Below are 20,785 nucleotides of genomic sequence, written 5' to 3'. Positions count from 1 at the left end.
TTCATGGTTACCCGTCGACGTTTTCTGCAAGGGATGGCCGCTGTGTCGGCCGTCGGTCAGCTCGGTTCCCTCACCGCACTGGCCGGTGGCGTACACAAAGGCCTGAACGCGCCATCCGCCAGCGGCGGCACCGCTGCGGATAGTGTCTTGCGTTACGTCGACGTCTTCGTCGGAACGGACGGCCACGGTCACACCTACCCGGGTGCGACGCGGCCGTTCGGCATGGTCCAGCTGAGTCCCGACACGAACAACGCCGAGTGGGACGGTTCGTCCGGCTACCACCAGGGCGACGGTTCGATCATGGGTTTCTCGCACACCCATCTGTCCGGCACCGGTGCGGCCGACATGCTCGACTTCCTGGTCATGCCGGCGATGGGCACGGTGCACCTGCAGCCGGGCGATCGCGACTACGACGGCGTGAACTACGTGTCGCGCTTCGATGCGAAGCATAAGGGCGGGCAGAAGCCGGCTATGGGCTTCCGCACGCATGCCAAGGGCTACCGCTCGCACTACACGGGCGAACAGGCGCATCCGGGCTATTACCGGGTGAAGCTCACCGAGCACGACATCCTTGCCGAGCTGACCGCTACGCTGCGTGCGGGCATCCATCGCTACACCTTCGCGAAGGACGGTGATGCCCACCTGATCGTCGACCTCGCGCATGGCTACCAGGACAACATAGAGACGCCGACCCGGCTCAGCGACGTGGAACTCACCATCGTCGGCAACGACACCGTCGTCGGTGGCCGCCGTGTTTACCAGTGGGCGACCGGGCGCGTGATCTACTTCGCCATGAAGCTGTCGCGGCCGATCGTGAACGCCACGCTGTATAGCGACGACAAAGCGCTGCCGAAGGGCACCACCACGGTCAAGGGCGACCAGCTGAAGGCGGCGCTGCATTTCGACAAGGCGTCGAGCGAGCCCCTGCTTGTCAAGGTTGGCATCTCGGGTGTCGACATCGATGGCGCGATGCGCAACCTCGACAGCGAAATCCCGGGCTGGGACTTCGACGGGGTCCGCGCCTCGGCGGAAGCCGAGTGGGAACATGAGCTTTCCCGCATTCGCATCCAGTCCTCGTCGGACAAGATCAAGCGCACGTTCTATAGCTCGCTGTACCACACCATGCTCGCGCCGACGGTGTTCAGTGACTTCGATGGTCGCTATCGCGGCATGGACAAAGCCGTCCATACGCTGCCCGAAGGCCGGCACAACTACAGCACGTATTCGCTGTGGGACACGTACCGCGCCGAACATCCGCTGTTCACGCTGTACCAGTCCGAGCGTGTGCCCGACCTCGTCGATGGCCTCGTACGGCTCGCGGTGGAGAGCCCGAGCGGCGCGCCGGTGTGGCCACTCCAGGGCATCGAAACGGTGTGCATGATCGGCTACCACTGCGCACCGGTGATCGCCGAGGCGCAGGCCAAGGGTTTCACTGGCATCGACTATGCCAAGGCCTGGCCGGTGCTTCGTCGTCGTGCCCTGCAGGACGACTACTTCGGGCTTCCTGCTTTCCGCGCGAAGGGCTATATCCCCAGCGACAAGGAAGGCGAGGCGGCCAGCAAGACCCTCGAATACTCGTATGACGCCTGGGCCGTGTCGCACATGGCCGATGCGCTTGGCCATGCGGAGGACGCGACGCTCCTGCGTACGCAGTCGCAGAACTACCGCAACGTGTTCGACAAGGACACGCAGTTCGTCCGCCCTCGCGCGGACGACGGCAGTTGGTTGCTGCCCTTCGACCCGATCGCGATCGGTCATTCGAAGCGTTGGCGTGACTTCACCGAATCGAACGCCTGGCAGGCCACCTTCCTCAACCAGCACGACGTCTACAACTATATGGCGCTGTTCGGCGGCGAGACTGCCTTCGAGGCCAAGCTCGACGGCCTCTTCAACGCGGATCCTGCGCTACCGGACAACGCGCCGCCGGACATCGCCGGCATGGTCGGCCAGTACGCCTTCGGTAACGAGCCGGGCCATCACATGCCTTACCTCTATGCGTACTCCGGGTCGCATTACAAAACCCAGGCACGCGTGCGCATGCTGCTGGAATCGATGTACCTGCCCGAGCCCGATGGCCTTCCCGGCAATGAGGACTGCGGCCAGATGAGCGCCTGGTACGTGATCAGCGCGATGGGCCTGTACGCCGTCGACCCGGTCAGCACCCACTACGTTTTCGGTAGCCCGCTGCTCGACCGTGCCGAGGTGCAGGTCGGTGGTGGACGAACGCTGGTGATCGAGGCAAAGGACAACGGCCCGGGCCGTCCGTATATCCAGTCGGTCAGCTGGAACGGCCAGCCCTGGACGAAAAGCTGGATCGCCCATAAGGACCTGGCCGCCGGCGGTAGCTTGACCTTCGTCATGGGCGAGACGCCTAACGAGTCGTTCGGCAAGGCGAAAGCCGACCGACCGCCGTCCTTCGGTGCGGCAGCGGGCTGACCGACCTTCGTTTTCGTTCACGGCGGCTAGACCCCGTAAGCTCCAACCTGACCCCGCCGGGAGCATCCGGCTGGGGAAGGGGCCGCCACATGTCGTACGCCGGACGTATGTATTTCCGAATGTTCTCGCCGGGCCTGGTGATACTCGGCTTGGGGGCAGTCGCGGCGGCAGCGATGAAAGCCGTGCAGCAAGTGCCCGGCCAACTAGGCATCCTTTCCCTGTATTCCGACCTGCCGGGCTGGATCGTTGCCGGCGCGGTCATCGGGGCGATTGGCTGGGTGGCCGCGCAGGCGGTCCGGGTGAGGCTGTGGGACCGCGGCGCGATCGCCAGCTGCTATGTCTGCGGTTGCCTGTTGAGCACCGCGCGGGCATCCCGTCGCGGGCTCGGCATGACCCGCCACTGCCTCGGTTGCGGCAAGGTGCATGGCGTAAACCATCGGCTGGCGCCGGTGGTGGTGCCGTTGGCCGTGGCGGTGACCGCGGTCGCGGACACCGCGACTGCCCAGGTCAGGCGCGTACGTTCGTTACCGTGAGGCGGTGACCCACCCGCTCCAGCAGCGAGCGCAGGGCCTCGGCGTCCTCCAGGCTGGCATCGTCCTCCAGGGACAGCCATAGCGTGTCGCCGGAAATACCGTGGATTTTCTCATTGAATTCGATTTCGATGGCGACCTTGCCACCGGGCTGGACAACCGATACCGCGAAATTACGTGCCTGCACGCCCTATATCCCCTGGTGAACCTTCTCTCGGATGGGGCCATGTTACCCACCCGCAGCGAAAAGTGGTGTCCGCGTCCGGTGATGCGTGATCGACGGCACGTTCACTCTGGCCCCACGCGGCTTTGGGGCTAATCGGCCCACGAGGAGGACACCATGCTGCAACTGAATCCACCACTTCCCATGAACACCCCCAAGGGCGAAGGCTTCGCCCATTTCCTGATCGACTATGGCCCGGAGTCGGATCTCTACTGGACCGTGTTCATTACCGAAAGCGGCGAGATCTGGACCTTCGCGAACAGGGAGGTGCGCGCCTCGAAGAACATCACCCTGGGGCGCACGTCGCCCTCGCTCCCGCGTCCGGCGCCGCCAGCCCGGCGTCCGGCATCCCTGGAGGCCCGCGAACCCGGCGTCGTCCCCTTCGCCGTGGCTGACGGGCAGATGTGAAATGACGAAACTGGTATCGTCCGGCTAAAGCCCGGACCGCCTCCGGCCGATAAGCCAGTTTGAATCACATTGCAGTACGGGGCGCGACGATGGGTATGTTCGGATGGGTGCGCGGCAGGCGCAGCGCCCGCACGGAGCGCGCGATCATCGCCGCACTCTCGCGCAGCCAGTCGGTCGTCGAGCTCGGCCTCGACGGCGTGGTGCGCTCGGTCAATGAACGCTTCCTTGCCGCACTGGGCCTGCGCGCCGAGGCCGTGGTAGGCCAGCCGCACAGCCAGTTCTTCATGGTGGATGATGCCGAACACCTCTGGCGCGCCCTGAACCGCGGGGAACAGGTCGCCGGTACGTATCGCGCCAAAGGCGCATCGGGCCGGGAGGCCTGGTTCCAGGCCGTCTACATTCCCCTGGCCGGTCGCCGCGGACGGATTTCCTCCGTGCTGCTGTATGCCTGCGACATCTCCGACGAGCGGGCGGCCATCGTCACGCGGGAGCATCACGTGGACACGGTCGATCATACCCAGGGCGTGGTCGAGTTCTCGCTCGATGGCATGATCCTGGATGCCAACGACGTGTTTCTCGGCTTCACCGGCTACCGCCTCGACGAGATCGTCGGCAAGCACCACAGTGTTTTTGTCGATGAGCAAGAGAGTCGTTCGGATGCGTATATCGGCTTCTGGCGGCGCTTGCGCTCCGGCCTCCACGATGCGGGTCTGTATCGTCGCCTGGCCAAGGGCCATGTGGTGGTCTGGGTCCAGGCCACCTACAACCCGGTCTTCGATGCCAACGGGCGTCCGGTGAAGATCGTGAAGTACGCGACCGTAACGAGCGCCGAAGTCCTCGATGCAGCGCCGGCGAAGCCATCTGTCGCGCCGCCGTCCATCGCAACCTCGTCGGCCGCGGTGGCGAACGTGCTCGACCTGATCGACAGCGCTTCCCTGCGCGCGGGCGCGCTTGCGATGGATGCTGCCATCGACGCCGCACTGGCTGAGCAGCGCAGTGCCCTCCAATAGGGCATAGGCCGTGTGGCGATCTATCTGGTCGCCGGAACCGATGTCACATTCCTGCTGCAGGGTGCGCCATTCCGGCGTCGAAACCCGCCACAGGGGGCGGTATGGCAAAGTGCGGCGACGAGCGGGAGCGGGTGCCCGCGATCGTGATGGGGCGCGGGCCTACTGCGCTGGGTATTCTTCGCAGTCTTCAGCTCGCCGGCATTCCTGCCTATGTGGCCTGCCCACCGCGCGATATCGTTACCCGTTCACGCTGGTACCGGCCGACCCCCGGCAATCTGCCCTGGGATGGTCAGCCGGGCGACCATGCGCTGGCCGCCCTGAGGGCGATGCCCTTGGACAAGGCGGTGATCATTGCCGGTGCGGACGACGCGGCGCTCTGGCTCACCGACCTGCCCTCGACCGATCTCGGCGATCGCTTCCTGATCAGTACATCGAGCCGCGACGCGCAGGAGCTGCTGCAGGACAAGGCGATTTTCGCCGGATACCTGGCGGCGACACAGATTCCGCATCCCCGTACGTATCGCATCGCCTGCCTGGATGACATCGAGGCGATTCCGTTCGATTCGATGGACCGGGTCTTCGTCAAGCCGGTGAACTCGCAGAGGTTCAGCGACGTTACCGGGGTGAAAGGCCTCTGGGTCGACCGGCCCGAGGCGCTTCGTGAGGTATGGGCACGCCTGCACGCACAGGGTTTCAGCGTCATGGCCCAGGAGTACGTGCCCGGCCCGGCCAGCGAGCACTTCTTCGTCGACGGTTTCCGTGACCGGAACGGTGCCTACACCGGCGTATTCGCGCGGCGGCGCCTGCGCATGTCGCCGCCTGACTTCGGCAACAGCTCGTGCTGTCACTCCGTGCCGCTGGCGATCCTGCCGGACGCGATCCGTGATCTGCGTCGACTGCTGGACGGACTCGATTATCGCGGCATCTTCAGCGCCGAGTTCAAGCATGATCCGCGCGATGGCGTCTATCGCATCATCGAGGTGAATACGCGCGCATGGACCTACGTGGAATTCGCCGCACGCTGCGGCATGAACGTGTGCGAGATGGCCTGGCAGGACGCGCAGGGCCTGCCGGTATCACGCGCGACACGCGATTACCCGGAAGGGGTGGCCTGCGTCGATCTTTATCACGATATCCCGACCGTACTCGCCCTTCGGAAACGCCAGTTCGTGCCGTGGCTGTCCGTGCTGACCCAGTGGGCACGGGCCCAACTGCACACCTTTCGCTGGGACGATCCGCAGCCGGCCCTGTCCTTCATTCATGCACTGGTGCGCAAACGCTTCCTGCGCTCAGTCGGCGCGCCCCAGGGGAGCGGCGATGTCCTCCAGGGCGCGCCGCTCGGCCGCGATCCCAAGGCCTAGCGCGGCAGCGGCGCCCAGGAGCATGAGGCAGGCGCCGAGCGCGTAACCCCAGCCAATGGCCGAGCGCTCGCCGGTGCCGATCAGCGAGCCGAACAGCCACGGCCCGACCACGCCGCCGAGCGCCGTGCCAAAGGCGTAGAACAGGGCAATGGCCAGGGCGCGAAGTTCCAGCGGGAAACTCTCGCTCACGGTGAGGTACGCGGAACTCGCCGCTGCGGACGCGAAGAAGAACACGACGCTCCAGGCGACGGTCTGCGTGCGTGCATCGAGCACGCCGTGGACGAACAGCCATGCGGTGGCGAACAGGAGCAGCCCCGACATGGCATAGGTGATCGCAATCATCGGTTTGCGCCCGACCGTGTCGAACAGCCGCCCAAGCAGCAACGGGCCAAGGAAGTTGCCTGCGGCGAATGGCAGCAGGTAGAGGCCGACGTCGCTATCGGCCACGCCATAGAAACGGCCCAGCACCAGGGCATAGGTGAAGAAGATCGCGTTGTAGAAAAACGCCTGGGTGGCCATGAGTATCAGGCCGAGCACGGTGCGTTTCGGATAGTCGCGAAACAGGGTACTGGCGACTGCGCCGAGGGTCAGCTTGTGGGGACGCAGGCGCAACCGCGGCAACGGTTCCTTCGGCGGCGAGACGCCCAGGCGCTGTTCGATCTGTCCGACGATGGCCTCGGCTTCGTCGATGCGCCCATGCAGCATCAGCCAGCGTGGGCTCTCCGGTATCCAGTGGCGAAGGACCAGCACGCCCAGGCCGAGCATGGCGCCCAGCCCGAAGGTGAGTCGCCAGCCGAGTTCGGCCGAGACCCAGCGGCTGTCGAGCAGGCCCACCGCGCCCAGCGCGCCCATCGCCGCGCCGATCCAGAAGCTGCCATTGATCACCAGGTCGGTATGTCCGCGATAGCGGGCTGGTATCAGCTCCTGGATGGCCGAGTTGATCGCCGCGTATTCACCACCGATGCCGGCGCCGGTCAGCATGCGAAAGATCACGAAGGTGACGAAGTCCGGCGAGAACGCCGTGGCGGCGGTCGCGACCAGGTACAGGCCAAGGGTGACGGTGAAGAGTTTCTTGCGGCCCAGTCGGTCGGTCAGCCAGCCGAAGAACAACGCACCGGCGACGGCACCGACCAGGTAAAGACTACCCGCCAGGCCGACCTGCACGTCCGTAAGATGCAGTACCGGGCTGGACTTGAGCGCGCCCGCGATCGAACCGGTGATAGTGACTTCCAGGCCATCGAGCAGCCAGGTGATGCCGAGCGCGACGGCGACGAGCGTGTGGAACCGCCCCCAGCTCAGCCGGTCCAGGCGCGCCGGTACATCGGTCTCCACGATGCCGTCGCCGGCCTTCGCCTGAACTTTCATGCCCCGACCGTACGGGGCATGAAGTCGTCACGGCGTCAGCGTGGCACGCGCAGGCCTCCCGCGACGCCCCGGGGCGAGAGGGTGAGCTGCCAGAGCTGGTCACGCCGGCTGCGGAAAATGCCGGCCGAGCAGCCGAGGTAGAACTGCCACATGCGGCGGAACCGTTCGTCGTAGCGCCCGGCCAGGCGCGGCCACGCCTCGTTGAAGTTGGCCAGCCATGCCGTGAGCGTGCGGTCGTAGTCGGTGCCGAAGTTGTGCCAGTCCTCGACCACGAACAGCCCCTCCAGCGCGGTCGCCACCTGGCTCATCGCCGGGATCACCGAGTTCGGGAAAATGTACTTCTCGATCCAGGGATCGGGCCGGCCCGGTTGCTCGTTGCTGCCGATGCTGTGGAGAACGGCGAGGCCTTCGGGATGCAGGCAACGTCGCGCCACCTCGAACCAGGTGCGGTAGTTCTTGCCACCCACGTGCTCGAACATGCCCACCGAGAGGATGGCGTCGAAGCGTTCGTCGAGCTCACGGTAGTCCTGCAGGCGGATCTCGATCGGCAGGCCCTTGCACAGCTCGCGCGCGTACTCGGCCTGTTCCTTCGAAATGGTCACGCCGACACCGCTCACGCCATAGCGCTCCGCGGCGAACTTCAGCGCCTCGCCCCAGCCGCAGCCGATGTCGAGCACCCGCTGCCCCGGCCGCAGTCGCAGCTTGCGGCAGATCAGGTCGAGCTTGGCCTCCTGGGCGTCATCCAGGTTGCTGGCATTGGCCCAGTAGCCACAGGAGTAGACCATGCGCCTGCCGAGCATGGCCTCGAAGAGGTCGTTGCCCAGGTCGTAATGCTGCCGTCCCACGTCCCAGGCGTGCTCGCCGCGCTGCAGGTTGAGGAAGCGCGCCTTGAGGTGCGCGATGAGGGTATCGAGCGTGCGCAGCGAGTCGTCCACATGGGAACCGAGCACGCGGGCGAAGAAGGCCGGCAGATCGCCCACGTCCCACCAGCCTTCCATATAGGCCTCGCCCAGGCCGAGCGACCCGTGGGCGAATACGCGGGGATACGTGCGTTCGTCGTGCACGACCAGGTCGGTGGGCCGGCTACCGCCGAGGGTGATGCCGGCCTGTTCGAGCAGGGCCTGCGCCCGTGCCTTGAGAGAAGAAGAATCGTGGCTCATCGATGTGATCCCTGGTGATCCTCTCGCCGCCCCGCGCGGCGTGGCGCTTAAAAATGCTTCAGTACTCCGCGTGTGATGAAGAGGCCGGCCATCGTCATGACGATGGAGCCGACCAGGTTCGACCCGACATGCGCGGCGAACCAGCCGTACTGCTCGCGAAGGAGTAACCCGGTGGTCTCGGCCGAGAAGGTCGAGAAGGTGGTGAGCCCGCCGAGGAATCCCGTGGCGACAAGCAGCCGCGCTTCCACCGGCAAGGCGGTGAAGTGGTCGAACACGCCCAACGTGACGCCCATGAGCAGGGCTCCGACAAGGTTGGCGGCAAGCGTACCGAGCGGGAGGTTCGGGAAAAGCGGGTTGAACATGACGGCCAGTCCCCAACGCAACCAGCAGCCAAGCGCGCCGCCCACGCCGACGGCAAGAAAACCGGTGTAACCCACGGTAGCTCCAGGTCAGGTCGATGGCACGATTATGGACCGAAATCTTGAAGCTATACTCGCAAAATCCCCTTGCCACCGCCTTGAAGGTCCATGACCTCAGCGACCCGCGACCCGCGGCGCCACCTGCCGCTCCTGCTTGCGGCCCTGTCCATGATCGGGCCCTTCTCGATCGACGCCATCTTCCCGGGCTTTCCGGATGTCGGGCGTGATTTCGGCGTGGGCGAAGTGGCCTTGCAGCAGTTGCTCAGCGTGTACCTGCTGGCCTATGCGGTGATGAGCCTCTTCCATGGCGCGCTTTCGGATGCATACGGGCGCAAGCCGGTGATCGTGATCGGCATGGCCATCTACGCCGTGGCCTCCGTCGGCGCCGCCGTGGCACCCAGTTTCGGCTTCCTGCTCGGCTGCCGCATCGTCCAGGGCATGTGCGGTGGCGCGGGCATCGTCATCGGCCGCGCCGTCGTGCGCGACACCATGCAGGGCGAAGAGGCCCAGCGGATGATGTCGAAGGTGATGATGATCTTCGGCATCGCACCGGCCATCGCCCCGATCATCGGCGCGTGGCTGCTCGGCATCGACGGCTGGCGCGGCATTTTCTGGGCCCTAGCGGCGTTCACCGTGGCGCTCACGGTGAGCGTGGCGCGCCTGCTGGTCGAGTCGCATCCGAAGGAGAAGCGCACGGTATTCCGTCCGCGCCCGCTGATGCACGGCTACCTGACGATCCTGCGCGACCTGCCGTTCTGGCCGCTGGCGATCGCCAGCTCGATCAACTTCGCCGGCCTGTTCCTCTATATCGCCTCGGCGCCGCAGTTGATCCGCGACCTTCTGCATCTGGGCGCGGACGGCTTCCCGTGGCTGTTTGTCCCTGTGGTCAGTGGCATGGTCTTCGGTGCCTTCGTCTCCGGCCGCGTCGCCGGGCGGGCAAGCGCAGCGCGTACGGTGAACTGGGGTTATGCGGCGATGCTGTCGTCATGTGCCCTGAACCTGATCCTCGCGCTGACGCTGGACCACCCGCGCGTGCCCTGGTCCACCTTGCCGCTGGCGCTCTACGGCTGCGGTGTACAGCTGGCGTTTCCCACCCTGACCCTGCTCCTGCTCGATCGGTTTCCCGAACAGCGTGGTGGCGTGTCGTCGGTGCAGGCCTTCGGCAGCCTGATTTTCACGGCCATTGTCGCTGGCGTGCTCTCGCCGGCGCTGTCCGGCAGCATGCTCACCCTGGCCATCGGCACCACGTGCATGTGCCTGATCGGGCTGGCTGCCTGGGCCGGCTACGCCACGCTGGAACGCCGCCGTCTTGCGCGCACGCAGGCGGCCGCCGCGTCGAGTGTCGTTTCGCAGATCGAGCGCAACGAGCCAGGGTAGGTTGAGCTTTGTGTGGGAGCCGGCTATGCCGGCGATGGGGTTGAGGCGACCTGGCTATCGCCGCTGAAGCGGCTCCCACAACGAACGGGCCGTGCCCCTCAGCCTGTCGGCAGTCCGCGTTCGCGTAGGAACGCCTGGGCTTCGGGTGCATCCTGCTCGAACCAGGCGCGGGTCGAGCCGAGGCGGTAGGTGTAGCCCCAGCGGTCCATGTCTTCCATCAGGCGTGCGGAACCGACTGACGGCAATTGCCCGGCGAGGACGATCTGCAGGTAGCAGGTCGCGTCTTCTTCTTCGATCGAATCGGTGGCGTCGGTGTGAACCAGCGCGCGCTTGTCTTCCGGAAGCACGATGAGGTGGCAGGCCTCATGGAGCAGCGAGTGCACGGGCGTGTCGGCGCGGGCGTAGACCGTCGTGCCGATGATGCCGGCCTCGGTGTCGCCCCAGAAACTACCGGGGATAGCCTCGCCATCGACAACCGCGATGAGCGTGAGGCCATGGCGGGCGAGCAGGGCACGGGGTTCGTCGAAGCCGATGGCACCGACGCGGAGTACCGCGTCGGCGGGATCGGAGGCGTTCATGCCGACGTAGCGGGCTTGCCTTCGGGGAGGGCGACCGAGAGTTCGAGAACCTCGTGGCCGCTGTCGCGGTCGAGCGTGACGTTCACGGCATCGACATCGACGTTGACGTACTTGCGGATGACCTCGAGCAGCTCGTTACGCAACAGTGGCAGGTAGTCGGGGCCGCCGCGCGTCGAGCGCTCCTGGGCCACGATGATACGCAGGCGTTCCTTGGCCACGCCCGCACTGGCTTCGGGTTTGCGCTTCAGGAAATCGAGAATACCCATGCTCAACCTCCAAAGACACGCTTGAGGAAGCCCTTCTTGACCGGCTCGATGAAACGCAGCGGAAGTTCGCGACCGAGGATGCGGGCGACGGTATCCTTGTAGGCGAGACCGGCGTTGGAATCGTCGTTGAGAATCACGGGCACACCCGCATTCGAGGCGGCGAGCACGTTCTCCGACTCCGGGATCACGCCGACGACGCTGATACCGAGGATGTCCTCGACGTCCTTCACGCTGAGCATCTCGCCGGCTTCAACGCGGTTCGGGTTGTAGCGCGTGAGCAGCAGATGCTGCTTGATCGGCGTTTCACCCTTTTCGGCGCGACGGGTCTTGCTGGCGAGCAGGCCGAGGATGCGGTCGGAGTCGCGCACCGAAGAGACTTCCGGGTTGACGACGACGACGGCGTGGTCGGCGAAGTACATCGCCAGGTGCGCGCCCTTTTCGATACCGGCCGGGGAATCGCAGACGACGAAGTCGAAGCCTTCCTTGGTCAGCTCGTCGAGGACCTTTTCCACGCCTTCCTGGGTGAGGGCGTCCTTGTCGCGCGTCTGCGACGCGGCGAGCACGAACAGGGTCTCGTGACGCTTGTCCTTGATCAGGGCCTGCTTGAGGGTGGCTTCGCCATGCACGACATTGACGAAGTCGTACACCACGCGCCGTTCACAGCCCATGATCAGGTCGAGATTACGCAGGCCGACGTCGAAATCGATGACGGCGACTTTCTTGCCTTCGAGCGCGAGACCGGTGGCGAGGGAGGCACTGGTGGTGGTCTTGCCGACTCCGCCCTTGCCGGAGGTGACGACGATGATTTCTGTCAAGAGATGTCTCCGCGAATAAGCGTGGGACCGCGCGTCACAGGCGCGCGACCATGAGTTTTCCATTATCGAGCCAGCATTGCACGGCCTGGCCCTCGAATTCTTTCGGCATGTCTTCGAACACGCGGTAATGCCCGGCGATCGCGACCAGTTCGGCGCGGAAGTCGGAGCAGAAGATGCGTGCGGATTCGTCGCCCTGCGCGCCGGCCATGGCGCGGCCGCGAAGGCTGCCGTAGATGTGGATCGAGCCATCGGCGATGACTTCCGCGCCATTGGCGACCGCCGCGGTGACGACCAGATCGCGGTCGCGTGCGTAGATCTGCTGGCCGGAGCGCACGGCGCTGCCGGTATGGTGCTGGGCGGTGGTGCTGCTGCCCGGTTCGTCGTCGTGGTCCAGCGGTGCCATGGCGGGTGCCGGTGCGCTGCGCGCGGGCGCACCGGCGCCAGGTGTGGCGGCGGCCTGGCCCGGCTCGTACTGCGCACGGAACTTGGCGATCAGCGGGAGGTTCATGCGCTCGGCGAGCGCCTCGGTTTCCGGCGTGCCATAAGCAATGCCCACCGGGAGCATGCCGGCGCTGCGGATGGCTTCAAGTAGCGCATCCACCATGCCGTCGTCGGGAAGTTTGGGCAGATGCGAGAGGTCCAGCACGACGGCGGCGCGGGCGAACATCTGCGGCGCCGCGCGCACGCGACGCTCGAGTTCCTCGACGAGGGCGGCGGCGTCCACGCGGCGAAGGCGCACGCAGGCGATACCGACCTGACCGAAACGGAGATCGCAGGCGGCTTCGAGTTCGGCGCGGGCGTTCATGCGCCCACCTTCAGGCCGTCGATCGGACGCTGACGCTCGCTCAGCCATGCGACGTCGGGCAGGCCATCCTGCTCGATGTAGCGTTCACGCACGAATGGGAAACTCGGCAGCTCGCGTGCGAGCAGGCTTACCTTCGGGCCGGTCTCGCCCATCTTCTGCTGGCCCACTTCCTGGAAGCCCATGGTGCCGTGGAATAGCACGGTCTGGTCGTTGCGTGGTTCGAGAAAAACTTCACAGGTCAAAAGCGGCACACGTACCTCGGCGTAACTTTGTACATCGCAATAAAAGATGCGGCCCAGCCCATGGCCGCGCGATTCGGACGCGATCACGATACGATCGATGTACACGAAGCTTTCGTAATGGGCCTGGAACCAGCGGAAATTCGGACTGCTGTATTCGGCGTCCGGGCGCATGGCGATAAGAAAGCCGAGGATGCGGCCGTCCTGTTCGGCGACGCGAAAGTAGTGCGCGATCTCGTACAGGTGACGCAGGCGGCTGCGGTCCGTGGCGAGGATACCGGTGCCTGCCTCGTTATTGAGTGCCAGCACGGCATCCAGGTCGTGCTCGCGCACGTCGCGGATGGCAAGGGCCATTCGTTGCTCCGCTAATGGTTCTGGAATGATTCGTTCGAAAACGGGCGACCCCCGGGCCGCCGAATGCGCGGCATTATGGCACGCCGGCCGCCCCTGTGGCGCGCCGTTGCACATGTAAAACCGTTGTAAAGCCAGCGCTTGCCGTGCGCCGGAGCGTGACTTCTATCAGGTGGTGCGGTGGGCGCGAAGCCCTATGATGCGGCCATGTCGAAGGTTCAGTTCAATAACGTCCGCCTCCTCAAGTACGCCACGTACTTCGTCTTCCTGTGCGTGGGATTGCCGCTGTCGGTGCAGCGGGCCGGCAACGGCCCGGGGACCATTGGCGACATGGCCCTGCTGGGCTGGACGGCCTGTTATCTCGTTTTCGGCCTGGTGTACTGGCTGCTGACCCGCAATCTCGGGCTGCGCGTGGACGGATTCACCCGCATCGCGGTGCTCCTCATCCTCACCGGCACGGCGCTGGCGATCGGCGTGTTCAGCAAGAGCGGCGTGGCGGCGCTGCTGCTGATCATCGTGGCGACCGTGGTGCCATGGCTGGTCACCTTGCCCATCGGCATTGCCTGGATGGTGCTGGCGCACCTGCTGTTGATCCCGGTATTCCTTGAGATTCCGTCCACCCTTGTCGCCTCGGCCATGCAGGCATGCCTGTATTTCGGCTTTTCCGCGCTGGTGTTCATTGCCTCGATGGTGGCGAGCCAGCAGGCCGACGAACGCGAGGAGCTACGTCAGCTGAACTCCGAGCTACGCGCCACCCGTGCCCTGCTGGCCGAATCCACCCGTATTGCCGAGCGCATGCGTATCGCGCGCGATCTTCACGATCTGGTCGGGCATCACCTCACGGCACTGAGCCTCAACCTCGAGGTGGCCAGCCATCTCACCAACGACACCGCCCGGGAACACGTCCTGAAGGCGCAGCGCACCGCCAAGCAATTGCTGGCCGACGTGCGCGAGGTGGTCAGTGAGCTGCGCCAGGACGATGCCATCGATCTCACCCAGGCCGTGCGTAGCCTGATCGAGGGCGTGCCGGGGCTGCAGGTGCAGTTGAGCGTGCCGCCGCGCTTCGGCGTGGAAGATCCGCGCCGTGCGCAGATGCTGCTGCGCTGCGTGCAGGAAATCCTTACCAACACCGTACGTCACGCGCACGCACGGCACCTGTGGCTCACCTTCCGTCACACCGGCCCCGATGAACTCTGCCTTGAGGCGCACGACGATGGTCGCGGCGATGGCAGTGGGTCGTTCCGTCCGGGCAACGGCCTGAACGGCATGCGTGAGCGCCTGGCCGAGTTTGGCGGCACCGTGGACTTCCGCAGTGGGGCGGAGGGCGGCTTCGCCCTGACCGCACGCCTTCCCCTGGGTGAGGAGCCGACGCTGGCCCACACCCCGGCATGGCCCGCTTCCCTCCCGCCCCATGCCACAATTCCTCTTCCTTCCGAGGGTCATCCATGATCTCCGTCTGTCTCGTTGACGATCAGAACCTGGTTCGCCAGGGCATTCGCTCGCTGCTCGATCTCGCCGGGGACATCCGTGTGGTGGCCGAGTGCGCGGATGGCGCCCAGGCCGTGCAGACCATTCCGCAGATTCGCCCGGACGTCGTGCTGCTCGACCTGCGTATGCCGAACATGAGTGGCCTGGACGTGCTCCAGACCCTCGGTGGGCGCAACGAATTGCCGCCGACGATCATCCTGACCACCTTCGACGACGACCAGCTCGTGCTGGCCGGGCTCAAGGCGGGGGCGCGCGGTTACCTGCTCAAGGACGTCTCGCTCGACCAGTTGGTCGAAGCGGTGCGTACCGTGGCCGCGGGCGGCTCGCTGGTCGCCCCGATGGTTACCCAACGACTGCTGGCCGGGGTGGGGCGTATCCAGAACCAGTTCTCCAGCCTGGAACAGCCCGATCCGCTGACCGAGCGCGAAACCGAGATCCTGCGCCTGCTCTCGGGCGGATACAGCAACAAGGAGATCGCCAATTCCCTCCGCGTGGCCGAGGGAACGGTGAAGAACCACGTCTCCAATATCCTTTCCAAGCTTGGCGTACGCGACCGTACACGCGCCGTTCTGAAGGCTCTGGAACTGGGTATCGTCTGACCCGACGCGGATTGGCGGCCCCCGCCGGGCCGCTGCGGCCGAATATCGCCTTGTACCAGCTTGCGAAAAAGGGCAGGGGACCCAATGGCGTTCCCCGCCGCGAGCAAGTACCATCGGCTCTTTCGGCGCGGGCGAACCCCTGCCACGGGCCGATTCTTCAGGGGTGAGCGTATGGCGTCCATGGCTGTGCGTAAAACCCGTTCGTAAGACGTTCGGAGAACCGTGGAATGACGCGTCTGTTAGAATTTATTGTCGCCCTCGTCATCGTCGCCGTACTCGGTGTCGTGGTCGGCGTTGCTATGCCCTCAACCGGACATGTTGAGCGCGAAATGCTGATCAGCAAGGATCTGCGTCAGGTTTACGACGTTTTCAGCAACTTCCGTCGCTTCCCCGACTACACCGTGCTGCGCTCCTTCGATTCGAAGGTGCAGTTCGAGCTGTCGGGTAAGGCGTACGGCCCGGGTGCAAAGATTTCCTGGAAGGCTTCCGACCCGAAGGTCGGTGATGGCGCCCTCGAGATCGCCTCTATCGATCCGGGCTTCGCCCAGATCGCCGATGCCGGCAAGGGCACCATTGTCTGGAACCTGGACAACGGCTGGCGCGGTTCCGACAAGAAGTTCACGATCACGCTGGAGCGCACCGGTCGCAGCCAGAAGCTGGTCAAGGTCAACTGGGCGTATGACGTCTCGTACGGCTTCAACCTGGTCAACCGCTTCTCGAACCTCTACATCCATGGCGATCCGGACGCGCTGATCCAGTTCAGCCTGTCCAATCTGCAGAACCTGATGGCGTCGATCCCCAATATCGACTACAGCAAGATGGTTCCGTCGATCGTCGAGCAGCCGGCCAAGCCGATCCTGTTTGTCTCCACCACCGCCCCACGCACCCTCGACGACGTCGATACCGCGTCGGACAAGGCGATGGCCGAGATCCAGGCAGCCGCCAAGAAGCTGGGCGTGAACATCACCAGCCCGCGCATCACGATCACCACGAACTGGGGCGATCAGAACTACACCTTCGACGTGGCCGCCGAGATCGACGCCACCACGCTGAAGATCAACGGCCAGGACGTCGAGCTCACCGCCGCCCAGCGCCCGTCGCTGGACCCGGCCGAAGCGTCGACCTCCGCCGCTCCGGCCGCTGGCGACAACGCAGCTCCGGGCAGCAAGGACAAGCTCGGTCGCGTCGTCGTCGACGGCAACGTCAAGGCTGTGCTCGCCTTCGGTGGCAAGGCCCTCAAGGCCGATTGGGCCGGCACCGGCGCCGGCCTGCCGCAGACGCGTCAGATGCTGGAAGCCTATTCGCAGACCCACGGCTATAAGTACGACGACGTGGTGTTCCGCGCTTACGACATCCAGACGAAGGCTCCGACCAATAACCACGGCACCATCGAGGGTTACGACGAGCAGAAGTTCGAGATCTACCTGCCGCTGCAGGGCGACAACCTCCCGGAGCAGACCCCGGAGCAGGAAGCCGGCCTGAAGCCGCAGACGCTGGACGACGCGGCTCCGGCCGGCTCGTCCACCGCGCCGGCCGCCGCAGGCACGGCCCCGGCCCCGGCAGGCACCGCTGCGGCTCCGGCCGAGGCAGCCTCCGCGCCGACGCTCTCGAAGTAAGTTTCGCTCCAGGCAACACCCGAAAGCCCCGCCCGAAACGGCGGGGCTTTTTTTTGTTGCTCCGCTCTGTGTGGGAGCCGCTTCAGCGGCGAACCCTCAGGCTGTCCAGTTTGCGAATGAGGCCTTTCGCCGATGAATCGGCTCCCACAATGGACACACGAGCTAGCGCAGCGAGCTATCCGCTGGGCCGCTCGCTACACTGCGAAGTAATGATCGAGACCGACCGACTTACTCGTTGTTATGGGCCGCTGATTGCGGTGGACGCCCTGACCCTGCGCGCCGAGCCGGGCCAGGTGCTTGGGCTGTTGGGGCCCAATGGCGCGGGCAAGTCGACCGCCATGCGCATGATTGCCGGCTTCCTAGCGCCCACGTCGGGTACGGCCCGGGTTTGTGGACACGATGTACGCAAGGAACCCCTCGCCGCCAAACGGGCCCTGGGCTACCTGCCCGAGGGTGCGCCCAGCTATGGCGAGATGACCATCCGGGAGTTCCTGGTCTTCATGGTTCGCGTGCGCGGCCTGGACCGGGACATCGCCTTCCGTCGTTTCGACGAAGTAGTGATGCGGCTCGAACTGGAAGACGTGCTCGAGCAGACCATTGGCACCTTGTCGAAGGGGCTGCGCCGGCGCGTGGGCCTTGCACAGGCGATCCTGCACGACCCGCCGGTGCTGATGCTGGACGAGCCGACGGACGGCCTCGATCCGAACCAGAAGCACTCGGTGCGCATGCTTATCGACGCGATGGCGCGCGAACGCACCATCCTGATCTCCACCCATCTGCTCGAAGAAGTGCACGCGCTGTGCAATCGCGTGGCGATCATCGCCAACGGTCGCCTGCTCGCCGACGCGACCCCTGCCGAGCTGGAAGCGCGCTCGCGCTACCACGGCGCCGTGTCGTTCAGTGCCGCGGGCAGCGGCGTGTCCCGGGAAATGCTGGCGCGCATCCCGAACGTTGCATCGGTGGAAGTGGATCCGCTCGACGGCCGCGTCACGGTGTTCCCCAGGAACAGTCAGCCGATCCTCGAAGAAGTGCAGGCCTTGTTGCGTACGCAGAACCTCGAAGTGTCGGAAATCCAGCTCGAGCAGGGACGCCTCGACGAGGTGTTCCGGCAGATCACCACGCAGCCGCGCGGGGCACAGGCATGAGCGGCGTAACGGCGATCATGCGCCGCGAGCTGTGGAGCTACTTCGTTACGCCGGTGGCCTACGTGTTCATGGTGATCTTCCTGGTCATGGCCGGGGTTCTCACGTTCTACACGGGCGACTTTTACGACCGCGGTCTTGCCGACCTGCAGCCCTTCTTCGACATGCATCCGTGGCTCTATCTCGTGCTCGTACCCGCGGTGACGATGTCGATGTGGGCCGAGGAGCGCGCCTCGGGCACGCTGGAACTGCTGTTTTCCCTGCCAGTGTCGATATCGCAGGCCGTGCTCGGCAAGTTCCTTGCCGCCTGGGCCTTCATCGGTATCTGCCTGCTGTTGACCTTTCCGATCTGGATCACGGTGAACTACCTCGGTGACCCCGACAACGGCGTGATCCTCGCCGGCTACGTGGGTAGCTGGCTCATGGCTGGCGCCTTCATCGCCATTGGCACCTGCATGTCCACGGCGACGCGCAGCCAGATCATCGCCTTCATTCTTACCGCGGCAGTGTGCTTCCTGCTGTTGCTCGCCGGCCAGCCGCAGGTGCTCGATTTCTTCCAGGATGCCGTGCCACCGAGGGCCATCGGTGCGCTCGGCCAGATCAGTATCTCGCGCCACGCCAATGCGATCGCGCGGGGCGTGCTCGACCTGCGTGACCTGGTCTACTTCTTCGCGACCATCGTGGCGTGGCTGGCTGCGAGCGTCGTGGTCCTCGACCTGAAGAGGACGCGATGAAGATGTCGCGTCATCTGCATCTCTCCCGTCCCTTCCTGCTGCGGCTTTCGCTGCTCGGCATCGTCGTGCTTTTCCTGGTGACGGTTGCGATCAGTTCGCTGTCACTGCGCACGGCGCGCGTCGACCTCACATCCGACCGCATCTACACGCTCACCCCGGGTACCCTGGATATCGTCGACGGCTTGCGCAAGCCGCTCACGATCACGCTGTATTTCTCCGATCACGCCACGCGCGATCTTGCACAGCTGCGCAGTTACGAGCAGCGCGTGCACGAGATGCTTCGCGAGATTGCCGTCCGTGCGCACGGACGGATCCGTCTGCGGGTGATCGATCCGGTGCCCTACTCGGACGACGAAGACGCTGCCGAAAGTTATGGCCTCACTCCCGCCAGCGGCGGCAGCAACGGCGAGCGCGTTTTCTTCGGCCTGGTCGGTAGTGGTGGGCCCGGCGATACCGCACCGCAGGCGATTCCCTTCTTCGATCCGGCGCGCGAGGCCTTTGTCGAGTACGACATCGCCAAGCTGCTCTACGAGTTGGGTATGCCCAGGAAGCCGCGGCTGGGTGTGATGAGTTCCCTGCCCGTGGAAGGCAACCTGGTGATCGGCGAGGCGCCCTGGACGCTGATGCGTCAGCTCGACCAGCTGGCCGACGTCACGGCGATCGACCCCGATAGCGTCACCCACATCGATCCTTCGATCAGTGTGCTGCTGCTCATCCATCCGAAACACCTTTCGGAGGACGCGCAGTATGCGATCGACCAGTTCGTGCTGCGTGGCGGTCATCTGGTTGTTTTCGTCGATCCCGATGCGGAGATGGACGCCACGCCGCTGGTCGACTCGCACGGTACGGTCGACGATCACGACTCCAATCTGCCGCGTCTGTTCCAGAACTGGGGGGTCGTCTTCGACCCGACCCGTGTGGTGCTGGATCGCTCGCAGGCGCTGACCATCGAACTCAATGGCAACAGCATCGGCCATCCGGCCATGCTCGGGCTGGGCGCGCAGGATCTGAACCATGACGACGTGGTGACGGCGAGCCTGCAGCGGATCAACTTCTCGACGGCCGGCTTCTTCGAACTCGCGCAGGACACGAAGGCCCGGCTGATCCCGTTGGTGCAGACATCGGACGAAGCGGCCATCGTGCCGGCCCAGCGCGTGCGCGATTCGGCGGGCGACCCGACCAGCCTCCTCGACAACTACGAGCCGACCCACGAGCGCTACCTTCTCGCCGCGCGTTTGCGCGATACCTTCCATACCGCTTTTCCGGAACGTCGCGAGAAGGGTCACCTCGCGGTCGCCAATGGTCCGGGCGAGGTGGTGCTGGTGGCGGACACGGACCTGCTGTCAGATCGCCTTTGGATCGACGTGCAGCCCCTGCTCGGACAGCAGCAGCTGACGCCGTTTGCCAACAACGGCGATTTCGTGGCGAATCTGGTCGACAACCTGGGTGGCTCGACGGCCTTGCTGTCGATCCGGGGACGGGTGAATTCGCAACGGCCGTTTACCCGGGTCAAGGCCCTTCAGGCAGCGGCGGATCGCAAGTTCCTGGTCAAGAAACGCGAGCTCGAGAACGAGCTCTACGAAACCCAGCGGCGGCTCGCGGAACTGCAGCCGGCGAAAGGGGTGGCGGGGCCGGCCACCGCGACGCCGGAGCAACGTCGCGAAGTGGAGCAGTACCTGCAGCGCAAGCTCGCCATCGGCAAGGAGCTGCGCGACGTGCAACACCAGCTCAACGCCGAGATCGACGCCCTGGGCCTGCGCCTGAAGTTCATCAATATCGTGCTGGTGCCGGGCCTTGTCGCCTTGCTCGGCCTGATCTACGGGTGGCGTCGCACGCGTCGCGCCCGACGCGTCGTCTGAGCGG

General features: G+C 65.2%; 21 protein-coding genes. 12 read left to right on the top strand and 9 right to left on the bottom strand.

Annotated features, from left to right (window positions below; all coding sequences use genetic code 11):
* Positions 1 to 3 precede the first annotated feature (3 nt).
* Positions 4 to 2,436, top strand: coding sequence for a GH92 family glycosyl hydrolase (locus C8J98_RS08350; RefSeq protein WP_107912739.1), 2,433 nt, complete (start codon positions 4 to 6; stop codon positions 2,434 to 2,436).
* 89 nt (positions 2,437 to 2,525) lie between these two features.
* Entirely contained in the window at positions 2,526 to 2,969 is a 444-nt protein-coding gene (locus C8J98_RS08345; protein ID WP_107912738.1) for a hypothetical protein, read from the top strand.
* Here the strand turns inward: C8J98_RS08345 and C8J98_RS08340 are convergent.
* A complete protein-coding gene (locus tag C8J98_RS08340; protein ID WP_107912737.1) occupies positions 2,944 to 3,153 on the bottom strand; it encodes a hypothetical protein in 210 nt (69 codons plus the stop codon). The genes C8J98_RS08345 and C8J98_RS08340 overlap by 26 nt on opposite strands.
* 153 nt (positions 3,154 to 3,306) lie before the next feature.
* Here C8J98_RS08340 and C8J98_RS08335 point away from each other — a divergent pair, with 153 nt between their 5' ends.
* From C8J98_RS08335 to C8J98_RS08325, 3 genes are all read left to right on the top strand, one after another.
* Complete coding sequence (locus tag C8J98_RS08335; protein WP_199229856.1) at positions 3,307 to 3,597, top strand: hypothetical protein; 291 nt, start codon at positions 3,307 to 3,309, stop codon at positions 3,595 to 3,597.
* An 89-nt stretch (positions 3,598 to 3,686) separates the two neighbouring features.
* Positions 3,687 to 4,607, top strand: a complete 921-nt coding sequence (locus tag C8J98_RS08330; RefSeq protein WP_107912736.1) for a PAS domain-containing protein — start codon at positions 3,687 to 3,689, stop codon at positions 4,605 to 4,607.
* A 101-nt stretch (positions 4,608 to 4,708) separates the two neighbouring features.
* On the top strand, positions 4,709 to 5,968 hold the full coding sequence (locus tag C8J98_RS08325) for a hypothetical protein (protein ID WP_107912735.1): 1,260 nt from the start codon (positions 4,709 to 4,711) through the stop codon (positions 5,966 to 5,968).
* On the opposite strand, the gene C8J98_RS08320 is transcribed toward C8J98_RS08325, so the two are convergent.
* From C8J98_RS08320 to crcB, 3 genes are read right to left on the bottom strand one after another with little or no spacing between them, the layout of a single operon-like run.
* Positions 5,897 to 7,333 (bottom strand): MFS transporter, encoded by a 1,437-nt coding sequence (locus C8J98_RS08320; protein ID WP_107912734.1) that lies wholly within the window; start codon positions 7,331 to 7,333, stop codon positions 5,897 to 5,899. The genes C8J98_RS08325 and C8J98_RS08320 overlap by 72 nt on opposite strands.
* 35 nt (positions 7,334 to 7,368) lie before the next feature.
* Positions 7,369 to 8,493 carry a cyclopropane fatty acyl phospholipid synthase gene (gene cfa / locus C8J98_RS08315; RefSeq protein ID WP_107912733.1) on the bottom strand — a complete coding sequence of 375 codons (1,125 nt, stop codon included), beginning with the start codon at positions 8,491 to 8,493 and terminating at the stop codon, positions 7,369 to 7,371.
* 47 nt (positions 8,494 to 8,540) lie between these two features.
* The gene (crcB, locus tag C8J98_RS08310; protein WP_107912732.1) at positions 8,541 to 8,930 is read right to left on the bottom strand and encodes a fluoride efflux transporter CrcB; all 390 of its coding nucleotides are present in this window, start codon (positions 8,928 to 8,930) and stop codon (positions 8,541 to 8,543) included.
* A gap of 90 nt (positions 8,931 to 9,020) precedes the next feature.
* Between crcB and C8J98_RS08305 the strand changes: the two genes are divergently transcribed.
* A complete protein-coding gene (locus C8J98_RS08305; protein ID WP_107912731.1) occupies positions 9,021 to 10,289 on the top strand; it encodes a multidrug effflux MFS transporter in 1,269 nt (422 codons plus the stop codon).
* Between the two features lie 98 nt (positions 10,290 to 10,387).
* Here the strand turns inward: C8J98_RS08305 and C8J98_RS08300 are convergent, their stop codons facing one another.
* Genes C8J98_RS08300 through C8J98_RS08280 form a run of 5 tightly spaced genes read right to left on the bottom strand, consistent with a single transcriptional unit; the run spans position 10,388 to position 13,346 of the window.
* Positions 10,388 to 10,867, bottom strand: a complete 480-nt coding sequence (locus C8J98_RS08300) for a hypothetical protein (RefSeq protein ID WP_107912730.1) — start codon at positions 10,865 to 10,867, stop codon at positions 10,388 to 10,390.
* Positions 10,864 to 11,133, bottom strand: a complete 270-nt coding sequence (gene minE, locus C8J98_RS08295; protein ID WP_107912729.1) for a cell division topological specificity factor MinE — start codon at positions 11,131 to 11,133, stop codon at positions 10,864 to 10,866. Before minE ends, C8J98_RS08300 begins: the two co-directional genes overlap by 4 nt.
* 2 nt (positions 11,134 to 11,135) lie before the next feature.
* Positions 11,136 to 11,948, bottom strand: a complete 813-nt coding sequence (gene minD, locus C8J98_RS08290; RefSeq protein ID WP_046980031.1) for a septum site-determining protein MinD — start codon at positions 11,946 to 11,948, stop codon at positions 11,136 to 11,138.
* 34 nt (positions 11,949 to 11,982) lie between these two features.
* Positions 11,983 to 12,753: a septum site-determining protein MinC gene (gene minC / locus C8J98_RS08285; protein ID WP_107912728.1), complete on the bottom strand. Its 771-nt coding sequence runs from the start codon at positions 12,751 to 12,753 to the stop codon at positions 11,983 to 11,985.
* The gene (locus C8J98_RS08280; RefSeq protein WP_107912727.1) at positions 12,750 to 13,346 is read right to left on the bottom strand and encodes a GNAT family N-acetyltransferase; all 597 of its coding nucleotides are present in this window, start codon (positions 13,344 to 13,346) and stop codon (positions 12,750 to 12,752) included. Before C8J98_RS08280 ends, minC begins: the two co-directional genes overlap by 4 nt.
* A gap of 204 nt (positions 13,347 to 13,550) precedes the next feature.
* Here C8J98_RS08280 and C8J98_RS08275 point away from each other — a divergent pair, with 204 nt between their 5' ends.
* From C8J98_RS08275 to C8J98_RS08250, 6 genes are all read left to right on the top strand, one after another.
* A complete protein-coding gene (locus C8J98_RS08275) occupies positions 13,551 to 14,792 on the top strand; it encodes a sensor histidine kinase (RefSeq protein WP_107913048.1) in 1,242 nt (413 codons plus the stop codon).
* Complete coding sequence (locus C8J98_RS08270) at positions 14,789 to 15,430, top strand: response regulator transcription factor (protein ID WP_107912726.1); 642 nt, start codon at positions 14,789 to 14,791, stop codon at positions 15,428 to 15,430. Before C8J98_RS08275 ends, C8J98_RS08270 begins: the two co-directional genes overlap by 4 nt.
* A gap of 227 nt (positions 15,431 to 15,657) precedes the next feature.
* On the top strand, positions 15,658 to 17,046 hold the full coding sequence (locus tag C8J98_RS08265) for a polyketide cyclase (protein WP_107912725.1): 1,389 nt from the start codon (positions 15,658 to 15,660) through the stop codon (positions 17,044 to 17,046).
* A 209-nt stretch (positions 17,047 to 17,255) separates the two neighbouring features.
* Positions 17,256 to 18,191, top strand: a complete 936-nt coding sequence (locus C8J98_RS08260) for an ABC transporter ATP-binding protein (protein WP_107912724.1) — start codon at positions 17,256 to 17,258, stop codon at positions 18,189 to 18,191.
* Positions 18,188 to 18,922, top strand: a complete 735-nt coding sequence (locus C8J98_RS08255) for an ABC transporter permease subunit (RefSeq protein ID WP_107912723.1) — start codon at positions 18,188 to 18,190, stop codon at positions 18,920 to 18,922. The genes C8J98_RS08260 and C8J98_RS08255 overlap by 4 nt, the downstream gene beginning before the upstream one ends.
* Positions 18,923 to 18,924: 2 nt before the next feature.
* Positions 18,925 to 20,781, top strand: coding sequence for a Gldg family protein (locus C8J98_RS08250; RefSeq protein ID WP_107913047.1), 1,857 nt, complete (start codon positions 18,925 to 18,927; stop codon positions 20,779 to 20,781).
* The last annotated feature ends 4 nt before the right edge of the window (positions 20,782 to 20,785 follow it).

Origin of the sequence: Luteibacter sp. OK325, from assembly GCF_003050935.1 — a bacterium.
GTDB lineage: Bacteria > Pseudomonadota > Gammaproteobacteria > Xanthomonadales > Rhodanobacteraceae > Luteibacter.
Note: the sequence above shows the minus strand (reverse complement) of the source record. Positions and strands in the feature narration are given on the sequence as shown.

What these genes read in the sequence shown, in the direction of transcription:
- C8J98_RS08265 (WP_107912725.1), top strand. Translation starts at nt 15,658, where the DNA reads ATGACGCGTCTGTTAGAATTTATTGTCGCCCTCGTCATCGTCGCCGTA.
- C8J98_RS08335 (WP_199229856.1), top strand. Translation starts at nt 3,307, where the DNA reads ATGCTGCAACTGAATCCACCACTTCCCATGAACACCCCCAAGGGCGAA.
- C8J98_RS08255 (WP_107912723.1), top strand. Translation starts at nt 18,188, where the DNA reads ATGAGCGGCGTAACGGCGATCATGCGCCGCGAGCTGTGGAGCTACTTC.
- C8J98_RS08260 (WP_107912724.1), top strand. Translation starts at nt 17,256, where the DNA reads ATGATCGAGACCGACCGACTTACTCGTTGTTATGGGCCGCTGATTGCG.
- C8J98_RS08325 (WP_107912735.1), top strand. Translation starts at nt 4,709, where the DNA reads ATGGCAAAGTGCGGCGACGAGCGGGAGCGGGTGCCCGCGATCGTGATG.
- C8J98_RS08300 (WP_107912730.1), bottom strand. Translation starts at nt 10,867, where the DNA reads ATGAACGCCTCCGATCCCGCCGACGCGGTACTCCGCGTCGGTGCCATC.
- C8J98_RS08280 (WP_107912727.1), bottom strand. Translation starts at nt 13,346, where the DNA reads ATGGCCCTTGCCATCCGCGACGTGCGCGAGCACGACCTGGATGCCGTG.
- C8J98_RS08345 (WP_107912738.1), top strand. Translation starts at nt 2,526, where the DNA reads ATGTCGTACGCCGGACGTATGTATTTCCGAATGTTCTCGCCGGGCCTG.
- C8J98_RS08305 (WP_107912731.1), top strand. Translation starts at nt 9,021, where the DNA reads ATGACCTCAGCGACCCGCGACCCGCGGCGCCACCTGCCGCTCCTGCTT.
- C8J98_RS08330 (WP_107912736.1), top strand. Translation starts at nt 3,687, where the DNA reads ATGGGTATGTTCGGATGGGTGCGCGGCAGGCGCAGCGCCCGCACGGAG.
- minE (WP_107912729.1), bottom strand. Translation starts at nt 11,133, where the DNA reads ATGGGTATTCTCGATTTCCTGAAGCGCAAACCCGAAGCCAGTGCGGGC.
- C8J98_RS08275 (WP_107913048.1), top strand. Translation starts at nt 13,551, where the DNA reads ATGTCGAAGGTTCAGTTCAATAACGTCCGCCTCCTCAAGTACGCCACG.
- cfa (WP_107912733.1), bottom strand. Translation starts at nt 8,493, where the DNA reads ATGAGCCACGATTCTTCTTCTCTCAAGGCACGGGCGCAGGCCCTGCTC.
- minC (WP_107912728.1), bottom strand. Translation starts at nt 12,753, where the DNA reads ATGAACGCCCGCGCCGAACTCGAAGCCGCCTGCGATCTCCGTTTCGGT.
- C8J98_RS08350 (WP_107912739.1), top strand. Translation starts at nt 4, where the DNA reads ATGGTTACCCGTCGACGTTTTCTGCAAGGGATGGCCGCTGTGTCGGCC.
- C8J98_RS08250 (WP_107913047.1), top strand. Translation starts at nt 18,925, where the DNA reads ATGTCGCGTCATCTGCATCTCTCCCGTCCCTTCCTGCTGCGGCTTTCG.
- C8J98_RS08270 (WP_107912726.1), top strand. Translation starts at nt 14,789, where the DNA reads ATGATCTCCGTCTGTCTCGTTGACGATCAGAACCTGGTTCGCCAGGGC.
- C8J98_RS08320 (WP_107912734.1), bottom strand. Translation starts at nt 7,333, where the DNA reads ATGAAAGTTCAGGCGAAGGCCGGCGACGGCATCGTGGAGACCGATGTA.